The sequence below is a fragment of the Maribacter aquimaris genome, assembly GCF_014596745.1.
Taxonomy (GTDB): domain Bacteria; phylum Bacteroidota; class Bacteroidia; order Flavobacteriales; family Flavobacteriaceae; genus Maribacter_A; species Maribacter_A aquimaris.
The window spans coordinates 113,284-126,016 of record NZ_JABTCF010000001.1; the positions used below are offsets into that span (position 1 = coordinate 113,284).

Genomic DNA, 12,733 nt, shown 5'->3' on the forward strand with positions numbered 1-12,733 from the left:
ACTTCGTTCCTTTAACTTTTTACTTTAATCTATGAGAATTGTAATAATTAATTATGGAGCAGGGAATATTCAAAGCATCAAATTCGCTTTTAAACGATTGGGATATGATGCCCTATTGACCGATGATGTCGAGGAAATAAAAAATGCCGATAAGGTTATATTCCCAGGGGTAGGAGAGGCCAGTAGTGCCATGAAAATGCTTAGGCAAAGCGGATTGGATACCTTGATTCCACAACTGAAACAACCCGTGTTGGGTATTTGTCTCGGCATGCAACTTATGTGCAATAGTTCAGAGGAGGGAGACACCAAGGGGTTGGGGATTTTTGATTGTGATGTGGTCCGTTTTTCAAATAAAGTCAAAGTACCGCAAATCGGTTGGAATGCCATTACAGCATTGAAAACAAATCTGTTTAAGGATATTGTCAAAACAGAATATATTTACATGGTCCACAGCTATTACGCCCCTTTGTGTAAAGAAACCATAGCTACCGCCGAATATGGAATTCCGTATAGTGCCGCATTGGCCAAGGACAATTTTTATGGGGTACAGTTCCATCCCGAAAAGAGTAGCACCGTGGGGGAACAGATATTAAAGAACTTTTTACAATTATAATATGCGTATAATCCCGGCTATTGATATCATCGATGGTAAATGTGTAAGACTTTCCAAAGGAGACTACAGCACAAAAAAAATATACAACGAAAATCCGTTGGAGATTGCCAAGGAATTTGAATCCCATGGAATAAAACACCTGCATTTGGTCGATTTGGACGGAGCTAAATCACATCAGATCATCAATCATAAGGTTTTGGAGCAGATTGCGGTCAAAACCAAATTGAAAATTGATTTTGGGGGTGGATTAAAGCGGGATGAGGATTTGAAAATTGCCTTTGAAAGTGGTGCCAATCAAGTTACAGGCGGTAGTATTGCGGTTAAGGACAAGGAAACTTTTTTGAATTGGCTAGAACGTTATGGTCCCGACAAAATAATATTAGGTGCAGATGCCATGAATGAAAAAGTAGCGGTTTCAGGTTGGTTAGAGGAGTCAAAGGAAAACTTGGTGCCCTTTATCCAATCGTATCAAAAAAGGGGTATTACCTATGTTATATGCACCGATATTAGTAAAGATGGTATGTTGGAAGGCCCTTCATTTGAATTGTACCAAAAAATATTGGAAGAGGTTCCCGACCTTAAGTTGATCGCCTCGGGAGGCATATCGACGTTTGATGAGCTTCCAAAGTTGGCAGAACTGGGTTGTGAGGGGACAATTATAGGAAAGGCGATTTACGAGAATAGGATAAGCCTCAAACAATTGGAGACTTTCATCCTATCGTCCTGATCGCCACATAAAGCATCAGTGTAAATGGAAAACCAAACACCATCGGATTAATAATTACAAAATATCAATAAGAAGTGCTTACAAAAAGAATCATACCTTGTTTGGATATTAAAAATGGCAGAACGGTCAAAGGCATTAATTTCGTTGATCTTCGCGATGCGGGGGACCCCGTGGAACTCGCTGAGATCTATGCCCGTGAAGGTGCCGACGAATTGGTGTTTTTAGATATATCGGCCACTGAGGAGAAACGAAGGACATTGGCCGATTTGGTATACCACGTGGCTGAAAAAGTAAATATCCCATTTACGGTCGGTGGAGGCATCTCTTCGGTAGAGGATGTTGATGTCTTACTCCATAACGGAGCCGATAAGGTTTCGATTAATTCTTCAGCTGTAAAGAATCCACAATTGATCAATGACTTGGTAGCTAAGTTCGGCTCACAATGTATTGTTGTGGCCATAGATGCCAAGGTTATTGATGGCGAATGGATCGTGCATTTGGTAGGAGGGAAGGTACCTACGGAAATCAAACTCTTTGACTGGGCCAAGGAAGTCGAGGAACGTGGTGCCGGTGAAATCCTTTTTACCTCAATGAACCACGATGGGACCAAAAATGGGTTTGCCAATGAGGCCTTGGCCAAATTGTCATCGGAATTGAATATTCCGATTATTGCCTCCGGTGGTGCAGGCAACATGCAACATTTTACAGATACCTTTATCAAAGGAAAAGCGGATGCAGCCCTGGCCGCAAGTGTTTTTCATTTTAAGGAAATAGAAATAAACGATTTAAAAAAGGAACTCCGATCAAAAGGGATTCCTGTACGATTATAAAAACCATGTTCTTGGATATTTAAGATGTTCAAGGCGTTTAAAACATATAAAATGGATATTGATTTCAATAAAAACAGTGACGGACTCGTTCCGGCCATCATTCAAGATGCAACAACTAAAAACGTTTTAATGTTGGGGTATATGAACCAAGAGGCGTATCAAAAGACCCTGGATACCAAAAAGGTGACTTTTTATAGTAGAACCAAAAAGCGTTTATGGACAAAAGGGGAGGAAAGTGGCAACTTCCTGAATTTGGTGGAGGTTAAGAACGATTGCGACCAAGATACCTTATTGGTTCGCGTAAATCCTGTTGGACCTACCTGCCATAAAGGAAGTGATACCTGTTGGAATGAAGATAACAAACAGGAATTCGGCTTTTTGTCCGAATTGGAAGCGGTTATTGCACAACGCAGAAAAGCGGCCGATGGCAGTAAATCCTATGTAGCTTCATTGTTCGAAAAAGGCATCAATAAAATTGCACAAAAGGTAGGGGAGGAAGCTGTTGAGGTGGTCATAGAGGCCAAAGATGACAATGATGATCTGTTCTTGAATGAAAGTGCTGATCTTCTATTTCACTATTTAATACTGTTACAAGCTAAAGGGTATGCCCTTAATGACATTGTAGAGGTTTTAAAGGGAAGGCACTAAAACTTCCTTCAATATTGTATTTGTACAAGTAAGGGATCTTATTATTCATGAGATTCAGCCCATAGGTCAAGAATAGTAATCAACTCTTGGGTATTTAGGTATACCTTTTTACTATAATAACGTCCACGGGGCCAATCTACCGGATCGGCTGCTTTTTTGGCATCCATGGTAATATCCAGGATAAGCTCTGTGGCATTCTCACAGTCACACTCTTTCATACCATCGGCAATTTTCTTGTAGGCTTCCAAAGTTTTCCCGGAGTAATAAACCTGATGATCAAAATTGTGGGCCTTTAAGGCCTTTTTGGAATGGGACAGGGCATACGTTGCCCTACTGTAAACCGCTGAACAATCGTCATCAATGGTGCCAGGAAGAATAGACACTAGAAAAAGGAATAATAGAATTAATTTGTTCATAGGTACTTAAGTTTTGGATCAACTTTTAGTTGAACGTTATAATCAAGTTGATATTGTAGGAAATAACTTATATTTTAAGATACTTACCCTTATTCATATTCCTTCTTAACCTACCTCGAAGAGACCCTTCCAAAATAGTTACCTACGTTAAGTTTTTCTAAAAACGATTTAGCTTCATATTTAATACCTTAATTTTATGATATGGCTATGAATTTGAGAAAAGGATTTCGTTTTACTACCTACGATGCTCCTGAGCAATCCCCTTTTGATAAACTCTTCGAGATTTTTCAAGAGTTGATTACACATACTTCCGGTGATGTGGATGAGGCATTGGATTGGTTACGGGAATTGGATAAGGAATATGGGCTTACCGATGAGAACTATACCATTGATGATTTTATCGAGGACCTAAAGGCTAAAGGATTCTTAAGGGAAGAATTCGAGGATGGTGGTGGCGATGGGGAAGGCGAGGAAGGAACCCCGGGAAATCTAGCGATTACCGCCAAAATGGAACGTATTATCAGGCAACATGCCTTAGATCAAATTTTCGGAAAATTAAAACGCAAAGGTTCCGGTAACCATAGAACGAACAAAGCAGGACAGGGCGACGAGCATACGGGTGACTTTAGGGAATATAGATATGGAGACGGATTAGAGCATATTTCAATGACCGAAAGTCTTAAAAATGCGCAAATCAATAATGGCGTTGGTGACTTCTCATTGACTGAAGATGATTTGGTTGTTGAAGATACCCACTTCAAGGCCCAAATGAGTACGGTTTTAATGATCGACATTAGCCATAGTATGATTCTCTATGGTGAAGACCGAATTACCCCTGCGAAAAAGGTAGCGATGGCATTGGCCGAATTGATTACCACGAGATATCCCAAAGACACATTGGATATACTGGTTTTTGGAAATGATGCTTGGCCCATATCCATAAAGGAACTCCCGTATTTAAAAGTAGGTCCATACCATACCAATACCGTAGCAGGGTTACAATTGGCGATGGACATACTGAGGCGAAAGCGAAATACCAACAAACAGATTTTCATGATTACTGATGGTAAACCCAGTTGCCTGAGGCTACCCGATGGTACGTATTATAAAAACAGCGTAGGTCTCGATGATCATATTGTGGAGAAATGCTATAATATGGCCAGTCATGCCCGAAAACTGCATATACCCATAACTACCTTTATGATTGCCCAAGACCCTTATCTTAAGCAATTTATAAGACATTTTACCGAAGCCAATAAAGGCAAGGCCTTCTTTACGGGGTTGACCGGTCTGGGAGAAATGATCTTTGAGGATTATGAGGCAAACAGAAGAAAAAGATTAAAAGGTTAAAATACTAATTTACCATTCCTGTGGTAACAGGAATCACAAAAAAGCATATGAACTTGAAAAAGGAACAAATAACAACACTTGGGGAGCTAAAAAAAGCCGGCTATAAAACAAAAAGCATCAAGGATGAACTTCGTGACAATCTACGGGAGAAAATAAAAAAAGGGGAGGAATCCTTTCAAGGGGTTTGGGGCTATGAGAATTCCGTGATACCCGAATTGGAACGAGCTATACTATCGCGTCATAATATCAATTTATTGGGATTACGGGGCCAGGCCAAAACCAGGTTGGCCCGATTGATGGTGGATCTCCTCGACGAGTGGATTCCTTTCGTTGAAGGTTCTGAAATCAATGACGACCCTTTCAATCCCATTTCACGTTACGCAATGGAATTGATAAAAGAGCAAGGAGACAATACACCGATAACATGGCTTCACAGGAGTGAACGGTTTTATGAAAAATTAGCCACCCCGGATGTTACCGTGGCTGATTTAATTGGGGATGTGGATCCCATTAAGGCCGCAAATCTTAAACTGTCCTATGCCGACGATCGCGTTATCCATTTTGGAATGATACCGAGGGCCAATCGTTGTATATTCGTAATCAATGAGTTGCCCGATCTCCAATCCAGAATCCAAGTTTCATTGTTCAATATATTGGAGGAGGGTGATATTCAGATTAGGGGCTTTAAATTACGATTACCCCTTGACCTTCAATTTGTCTTCACTGCGAATCCAGAGGACTATACCAATCGCGGAAGTATTGTGACACCACTCAAGGATAGGATAGGATCCCAGATTCTGACGCATTATCCCGAAGACATTCCAACAGCACGAAAAATAACGGCCCAGGAATCCAATTTGGACCAAAGACAGATAGATACCGTATATGTTCCGGAAATCGCAAAAGACCTCTTGGAGCAAATCAGTTTTGAGGCACGAAACAGTGAATATGTTGATGCCAAAAGTGGGGTTAGTGCCCGAACCAGTATCACGGCATTTGAAAATCTATTAAGTACCGCAGAACGGAGGGCTTTGATAACCGGAGCCGAAAAAACAACCGTAAGGCTGAGCGACTTTATGGGAATTATACCGGCCATTACCGGTAAGATTGAATTGGTGTATGAAGGGGAACAGGAAGGTGCGGATACCGTTGCTGCCATTCTAATCGATGAAGCGGTAAAATCGCTATTCACAACCTATTTTCCAGAGATTAAAAAATTGGAACGCAAAGATGAGGAAGGACCCTATGACGAACTTGTAAGTTGGTTTTTCCAAGGGGAAGGATTTGAACTTTTGGATGAATATACCGATACTGAATACAAGCGGGCTCTTGATGACGTGCCTCCGCTGGGTCAATTGATCAAGGAAAACAATCCTGAAATCCCAAAAGAGGATAGTTATTTTTTAAAAGAGCTATTACTTTGGGGATTGGTCGCCCATAAGAAATTGAGCAAGCATCGATTCTCGGAAGGTTTCCAATTCAAAGATCTTTATGGAAGCTATTTCAGTGGACTCTAATAGCTTAGAAACATAAAAACCTTCCAAAATATGGAAGGTTTTTTATTTTCATAATCATCTATTTCCCATCTAAACGTGATAGGCCGGTAATTTAAAGATAAAAGAACTTCCTTCCTTAGGTTTGCTAAGTACGGTGATGGTTGTATCGTGTAAATCCATGATTTTTTTCACGATGGCCAATCCTAAACCGTGTCCCTGTTTTTTAATGCTACTATCAACCTGCTTATAGCGGTCGAAAATAAAGGGCTGTTCACTTAAAGGAATGCCTGTCCCCGTATCCCTAATGTTAATCTCAACCTGGTCATTATTCTGTTTTATGGAAAGTACTACCACTCCCTTTGGCGGAGTATATTTTAGGGCGTTTTCCAAAAGATTCTGCAAGGCACGCTCAACAAGGCCTATATCCGCAAAAACCATACAATTCTCTTGGGCGTTATTCAGATGAAGGTCTATTTCTTTCTGTTGGGCCAATACATTGAATTTTGCAATAAGGTCATGCGATAATTCCGTAATGGAAAATGGCTCCTTTACCGGGGTTATCTGTTCTGCCTCAAGTTTTGAGTATTCAAACAATTGATTGATCAATTTGGATAACTTATCCGCATTGTCATAAGTGATTTGTAGGTATTCCTGCTTTTCCGTGTCGGTTAGGGAATCCTTTTTCATTTGCATGGTTTCAATATAACCTTTAAGAATGGCCAAGGGAGTTCTAAGGTCATGGGAAACATTGGCAATGAGCTCCCTTCGTAATTGATCTACGGATTTCATTTTATCAAGGTTACCCACAATGGTATCCGCCATTTCGTTGAAGGTGTTGGCAAATACCTCAATATCCGAGTTTTTGGGGTTCTCGATCCTAGCTTCAAGATCACCTTCCTGAAACCTTCTTACCGTGCCGGTCATAAGCCTTAGGTTTTTCGTAAGAAACCATATACTTATAAAACCAACGATACCAGCAAAGAGTATGGCTAGGAGGGAAGCTCCTATACCCAAATTGGAATAATAGCGTCCGATCAAGGTATCACTTACCTGTTGTAACTCTTGCCCAGCCAGAATAATGTAGATATACCCTTCCTTACCCTCAATATTATAAGGTGCTGCGGAAAATATTTTCTTTTCTTCAGGATTTCTTGGGTTATCCCCCAAAATATATTTCTCCCCCTTGGCCGCAATAAATTGCTTTATAGGGGCTGTCGATACACTTTTTACATCAGAATCCGCACTATGGTCCAAAACAACGGAATATAAAATATGCCCACTTTTGTCGGTTAGATACACTTCAATGCTGCGGTTAACGGCCATCATATCGTGCATTAGATCACCGAACAACGCTTTGTTCACACTACCATCAACCAAAAAGGGGGACGCATCCTGAAATTTTTCCTCTATAAGATGATTGGCTAAACTGGCATTTATCTTTTGTATGGTCGCCTCACTATGCTTATTGTCAAAATATCCTGTGATAAATATGTACGAAGCCCCTATGACCACGATCAATATTATAAAAGCGAGCCATAATTTTTTTACCAGTCGCGGTGTTAAGGTTTTATCCGTGCTCATTCTATAACGTCTTCATTAAATTTATACCCAACGCCCCAGGTGGTCAATATAAAATTGGGGTTTGCCATATCGGACTCAATTTTAGCCCGTAAACGATTGATATGGGAATTTACCGTATGTTCATACCCTTCAAAATTGTAACCCCATATCATATTCAACAATTCAGAGCGCGTATAATTTCGGCCGGGATTGGATGCCATCAATACCAACAACTCAAATTCCTTTGGACTAAGCTCTATTTTCTGACTATCCAAAAGGACTTTTCTTTTCTCAATATTGATTGTCAAATTCTCGGCGTTTATGGCTAACGTGTTTTCCTTCTTTTCCACCTTTATCTCGGTCCTACGTAAAACGGCCTTGATCCGGGCAAGTAGCTCTCGAATACTAAAAGGTTTGGTCATATAGTCATCAGCACCTATCTCCAAACCAAGAACCCTATCGATTTCTTCGGATTTTGCGGTAAGCATTATAATGGGTGTATTCTTTACAGCCCGAAGCTTTTTGCAGATTTCAACGCCATCCATAGTGGGTAAGGTCAAATCCAGGAGAATCAGGTCATAATCGTTTTCCAAGGCCATATGGAGTCCCTCTTCCCCATCCATCGCCTTGGATGTGGTGTAAATCAGGTCGGTAAGATGGATCTCCAATAGTTTGATTATCTCGGGATCATCCTCTATTATTAGAATATTTTTCATATTTGTAATTACGAATAAAATCAAAAGTTATCACAGAATTATCACAGCAGGATTAAACTTTGGGATAATACCTGTTGACTGTCCTTCAAAAAAAATGTGACCAACAAGTACTTAACCTACTAGTAGTTGAATATTTGGAAGTGTCCTTACAATATACCATTCATATTTCATAAAACGAATTGGGGGCTATCTTAAATGATAGATCAAACGGTTGTTATTGGTTTGTAATAAGTCCGTATCAAAAGTTTATCCTTTTGTGACCCTTCTGTTATACTATCCCCGTTAGTTTGTCCCTTAACTATTAAACATGAAAAAAATGGACAAATTAAATTTTAAGTACGTATTTATGGTGATGTCAGTTGTACTGGTATCATCCTGTAATGTAAACGACGACGACGTTGAGGAACCACAGAACACTGCACTGACCTTGGCAATTGACGGGTTGGAGGATTTGGGTGCGGATTTCCGCTACGAGGGTTGGGTAATTGTAGATGGCGCACCAGTGAGTACAGGTACCTTTTCGGTAAATGCGAATGGGGAACTTTCCCAGACATCCTTTGATATTGATGCTGTTACGTTGGAAAGTGCCACAAAGTTCGTTTTATCCATTGAGCCCAATCCAGACCCTTCCACTTCCCCGGCAGATACAAAAATATTCGTAGGCGATTTTAATGGGAATTCCGCCGCTTTAACCACAGGGACAGTGGCTCCCACCTTTGATGCCATTTCAGGTAAATTCATCATCGCAACACCTACCGGCATGGGTACTGAAGAAGAAAAGTATAGCGGAATCTGGTTTTTGGACAACAGTTCTGGTAGTGCTGAAAACGGATTGGAATTACCCGCCCTTGAACCTGGATGGAAGTATGAAGGTTGGGTGGTTATCGACGGTATTCCTGTCACCACAGGTACATTCACTTCCGTTTCAGGTAGCGATGAAGCAAGTATGTTCAGTGGCACAAACCCTGGGCCTCCATTTCCTGGTGAGGATTTCTTGGTCAATGCTCCAGAAGGTCTAATGTTCCCTACAGATATTAGGGGCAAGGTTGCCGTAATCAGCATTGAACCTTATCCTGACAATAGTCTTGCACCCTTTACTTTAAAACCTTTAGCGGGAATGATACCTGCCGATGCAATGGGCGTTCAGGAAATAAGTAGTAACGTGAATGGGAGTTTCCCTTCCGGCACCGCAATGCGATAAGCTATTTATAACACCTAAAAAAAGCTCCTTGAAATTGATCAAGGAGCTTTTTTTTATAACTATCAATCCCTTTAATCCCAAGAATCAATTTCATCATTGATCCTATTGAAATCATAGGCTCCTATTTTATCTTTCCGATGTTTAAACGTAACCAAGGTCAATACTAATAACATTACATATAAAAAAGTGATGAATACCCCTATTGGAATAAAAGTTGCGGGTATCACATGACTTTCAAAATCGCTATAACTCAATAAAATGGAAATGGTTTCAAAAAGCTTGTAACTATATATCACTAAGATCACATAGAGTGTAAACTCCAAATTGCGCATTTGGGGATCGGTGATCTCTTCTTCCTTGATTTTAAACCATATCGCATAGAGGTATGCAAAATGTACTAGGGTCAATAAAGGGAAGATATAGTTATCGAATTTAAAGAAATAGAATTTATTGGTATAGAGTCCATAAAAACTAAATATGTTCAATAAAAGTAAGACACTTACTGAAAGTATGAGACAACTTTTCCACGACAACAATCGCGTTATTAATTTCATGTTTAATTGGTTTCTGGGGTATTGGGGACCCCCTTTGCTACAAATAAAACGAAAAGCTATAGCTAAAATTCAAAATAATCGATAAACGACATTTTATGTTGTCAAGAATAGAAATAGTGTGGTCAAAACCCAATAATTGCCTTGCCACACTTTCCCTTATGTTTTTGTGGTCAATTGATCCAATGTTTCTTCTGCGCCGAATTGGCGAATACTACCAGACCGGCACCAATAACGATTAGGACTATTGGCATAACGACCCCTTGGGCAGTATCATAAACTTCAACGGCATTGGTCATAAAATAGGAGTATCCCATTTGTGTCAAAATACCCAAAAGTGAGACCATCAATATCATTTTGGCCCATTTCTTACGGATGAGTAAGGCTATACATCCCAAAACCCCACCCCAAACAGCAAAAGCAAATGCTGCGGTAGCCCATGCCGGCGTATTTTCCATTAAGGCCAACTGTTCCATTGGCATGGCCGCTTTCATTTCCTCGGTCATAAAGGCCTGGCCCAAATAGGCCATTGCCCCCATAAGATTCCATATCAGAGCCACAATACTTACAATCCAGTACCAGACAGGTACTTTTACTTTACCATGGCTTACCATATTATTTTTGTTTAGTTGATTACGTAATTAAAATACAAAAATTATGGCAGTTATAATTAAACTGTAATTTTGGGGCAAATAATTCACCAATGAGGCAGCAACGGTTTTACTATTTGATCAATGTCCAATATTTGGGTTTTAGGTTCAGTGGTTGGCAAAAACAACCCGGCCAAAAAACCATCGAAGGTATGATCACCAAGACCCTAAAGTTTATTATGCCCAATGTTCAGTTCAAGATATTGGGTGCCGGACGAACGGACTCAAAGGTCTCTGCCTTGGATGCCGCATTTGAGCTTTTCATAAACGATGTACCTATTAAGGACCATGCCGTTTTCTTGGAGCTTTTCAATGAAAATTTACCTTCCGATATTAGGGTGACAGGAATCAAGCAAGTAGATGAATCCTTTAACATCATTAAAGATCCTAAAACCAAGGAATACATTTATCTTTTTTCTTTCGGTTCAAAGAACCACCCTTTCAGTGCCCCGTTTATCACTAATATCCTTGAAAATTTGGATTTGCAGGCCATGGTCAAGGCCACATCCTTTTTTGTGGGTTCCCATGATTTCACCTCCTACACGGTGAAAGCCCAAAAAAACAAACAACGATTACGGACCATAGAAGTATGCGAAATTCGGGAAAATACCCTTTTTAAGGCCAATTTTTTTCCTGAAAAATCCTATGCACTCCACATTAAAGGGAAAGGATTCATGAGATATCAGATACGAATGATCATGGGAGCCTTGATCCAATTGGGAAAAGGGGAGTTGTCCATGAATGATATCGAGGAATCCCTTTCCTCCCCCGGTTCCTTAAAACTGACAAGTGTCGCCCCTGGGTCAGGACTCATGTTGCATAGCATAGAATTCAGATAAAGGAAAGACCTCTATTACTTTTAGTATATTTATATAAATATCGTTACATGGCCAAAAAGAAGGACGTTTTAAAAAGACAATTCAAAAGACATAAAAAAGTTGGTAAAGCCCCTGGAACGATAACCTATATGGGGCATCGGGAAGCCGTTGAGACCAAGGTCACGATTATTGAGTATACCGATAGTCTTCATAAAATCCATTATCCCGGGGATGTTGGGCAAATTGTCGCCCATAAGGATACCCCTACAACCTCATGGGTCAATATCGTAGGTTTAAGTGATGAGTCTTTTATTGAAAAGGTAGGTTTCCACTTTGGTTTAAATTCATTGATTCTTGAAGACATCGTAAATACCCAACAGCGTCCGAAAATCGACGAATACGAGGATTATATTTTTGGGACATTCAGAATGGTCTACATCAATGACAATAATGAATTGATCGGGGAACATGTAGCCATGGTGCTCATGCAAAATTGTGTATTGGTCTTTCAAGAACTTGATTATGATGTTTTTAATGGGGTCAGGGATAGAATAAGTGCTAAATCGGGACGGATCAGAACCAAAGACTCCGATTATTTGTTTTTTGCGCTGTTGGATTCCATCATAGATAATTACTTTGTCGTTTTGGAACATATTAGTCACAAGATTGAAACCTTGGAAGATGAGCTCTATGAAAATCCCACCCCTGAGGTAGCCCGTAACATACAACAGTTAAAAAAGGAAGTCCTTAAAATACGCCAATGGATTTTCCCGGTAAAAGAACTTGTAGGTCGATTGATCGATTCTGAAAATCCGCTGATCAGTAAGGATACCAAATTTTTCCTAAGGGATGCCCTTGATCATTCCTTTGAAATTAACGAGAGCTTGCAGATTTATCGTGAAATGGCCATGAGTTTAATGGAAATGTACATGAGCAATATGAGCAACAAGATGAATGAGGTCATGAAGGTCCTCACGATTATGTCCTCTATCTTTATTCCATTGACTTTTATTGCCGGTATCTATGGAATGAACTTTTCACATATGCCAGAACTACATTGGAAATATGGTTATTTCCTCATTTGGGGCATAATGATTGTCGTATTTATCGGGATGGTATTCTTTTTCAAAAAGAAAAATTGGTTATAACTCGGATAC

General features: G+C 40.0%; 14 protein-coding genes. 9 read left to right on the forward strand and 5 right to left on the reverse strand.

The genetic code is table 11. The features are described from left to right. Positions 1 to 31: 31 nt before the first annotated feature. From hisH to hisIE, 4 genes are all read left to right on the forward strand, one after another. Entirely contained in the window at positions 32 to 613 is a 582-nt protein-coding gene (hisH, locus tag HPE56_RS00500) for an imidazole glycerol phosphate synthase subunit HisH (RefSeq protein ID WP_188241818.1), read from the forward strand. Position 614: 1 nt separating this feature from the next. Further along, complete coding sequence (gene hisA, locus HPE56_RS00505) at positions 615 to 1,340, forward strand: 1-(5-phosphoribosyl)-5-[(5-phosphoribosylamino)methylideneamino]imidazole-4-carboxamide isomerase (protein ID WP_188241819.1); 726 nt, start codon at positions 615 to 617, stop codon at positions 1,338 to 1,340. A gap of 74 nt (positions 1,341 to 1,414) precedes the next feature. Further along, positions 1,415 to 2,170, forward strand: a complete 756-nt coding sequence (hisF, locus tag HPE56_RS00510) for an imidazole glycerol phosphate synthase subunit HisF (protein ID WP_188241820.1) — start codon at positions 1,415 to 1,417, stop codon at positions 2,168 to 2,170. A gap of 51 nt (positions 2,171 to 2,221) precedes the next feature. Further along, positions 2,222 to 2,818, forward strand: coding sequence for a bifunctional phosphoribosyl-AMP cyclohydrolase/phosphoribosyl-ATP diphosphatase HisIE (gene hisIE / locus HPE56_RS00515; protein WP_188241821.1), 597 nt, complete (start codon positions 2,222 to 2,224; stop codon positions 2,816 to 2,818). Between the two features lie 41 nt (positions 2,819 to 2,859). On the opposite strand, the gene HPE56_RS00520 is transcribed toward hisIE, so the two are convergent. Continuing rightward, positions 2,860 to 3,234 carry a hypothetical protein gene (locus HPE56_RS00520; RefSeq protein WP_188241822.1) on the reverse strand — a complete coding sequence of 125 codons (375 nt, stop codon included), beginning with the start codon at positions 3,232 to 3,234 and terminating at the stop codon, positions 2,860 to 2,862. Between the two features lie 201 nt (positions 3,235 to 3,435). Between HPE56_RS00520 and HPE56_RS00525 the strand changes: the two genes are divergently transcribed. Both HPE56_RS00525 and HPE56_RS00530 read left to right on the forward strand, forming a co-directional pair. Beyond that, a complete protein-coding gene (locus HPE56_RS00525) occupies positions 3,436 to 4,584 on the forward strand; it encodes a vWA domain-containing protein (protein ID WP_188241823.1) in 1,149 nt (382 codons plus the stop codon). Between the two features lie 47 nt (positions 4,585 to 4,631). Next, entirely contained in the window at positions 4,632 to 6,101 is a 1,470-nt protein-coding gene (locus HPE56_RS00530) for an AAA family ATPase (protein ID WP_188241824.1), read from the forward strand. Positions 6,102 to 6,170: 69 nt separating this feature from the next. Here the strand turns inward: HPE56_RS00530 and HPE56_RS00535 are convergent, their stop codons facing one another. Further along, entirely contained in the window at positions 6,171 to 7,661 is a 1,491-nt protein-coding gene (locus HPE56_RS00535; RefSeq protein WP_188241825.1) for a sensor histidine kinase, read from the reverse strand. Next, positions 7,658 to 8,356 carry a response regulator transcription factor gene (locus HPE56_RS00540; protein ID WP_188241826.1) on the reverse strand — a complete coding sequence of 233 codons (699 nt, stop codon included), beginning with the start codon at positions 8,354 to 8,356 and terminating at the stop codon, positions 7,658 to 7,660. The genes HPE56_RS00535 and HPE56_RS00540 overlap by 4 nt, the downstream gene beginning before the upstream one ends. A gap of 316 nt (positions 8,357 to 8,672) precedes the next feature. Here HPE56_RS00540 and HPE56_RS00545 point away from each other — a divergent pair, with 316 nt between their 5' ends. Further along, entirely contained in the window at positions 8,673 to 9,557 is an 885-nt protein-coding gene (locus tag HPE56_RS00545) for an anti-sigma factor (protein WP_188241827.1), read from the forward strand. A gap of 71 nt (positions 9,558 to 9,628) precedes the next feature. On the opposite strand, the gene HPE56_RS00550 is transcribed toward HPE56_RS00545, so the two are convergent. Both HPE56_RS00550 and HPE56_RS00555 read right to left on the reverse strand, forming a co-directional pair. Beyond that, the gene (locus tag HPE56_RS00550) at positions 9,629 to 10,111 is read right to left on the reverse strand and encodes a hypothetical protein (protein ID WP_188241828.1); all 483 of its coding nucleotides are present in this window, start codon (positions 10,109 to 10,111) and stop codon (positions 9,629 to 9,631) included. A 170-nt stretch (positions 10,112 to 10,281) separates the two neighbouring features. Further along, positions 10,282 to 10,722, reverse strand: a complete 441-nt coding sequence (locus HPE56_RS00555; RefSeq protein WP_188241829.1) for a hypothetical protein — start codon at positions 10,720 to 10,722, stop codon at positions 10,282 to 10,284. A gap of 89 nt (positions 10,723 to 10,811) precedes the next feature. On the opposite strand from HPE56_RS00555, the gene truA reads away from it, so the two are divergent. After that, a complete protein-coding gene (gene truA / locus HPE56_RS00560) occupies positions 10,812 to 11,597 on the forward strand; it encodes a tRNA pseudouridine(38-40) synthase TruA (RefSeq protein WP_188241830.1) in 786 nt (261 codons plus the stop codon). Positions 11,598 to 11,644: 47 nt separating this feature from the next. Continuing rightward, the gene (corA, locus tag HPE56_RS00565; RefSeq protein ID WP_188241831.1) at positions 11,645 to 12,724 is read left to right on the forward strand and encodes a magnesium/cobalt transporter CorA; all 1,080 of its coding nucleotides are present in this window, start codon (positions 11,645 to 11,647) and stop codon (positions 12,722 to 12,724) included. Positions 12,725 to 12,733: the final 9 nt, after the last annotated feature.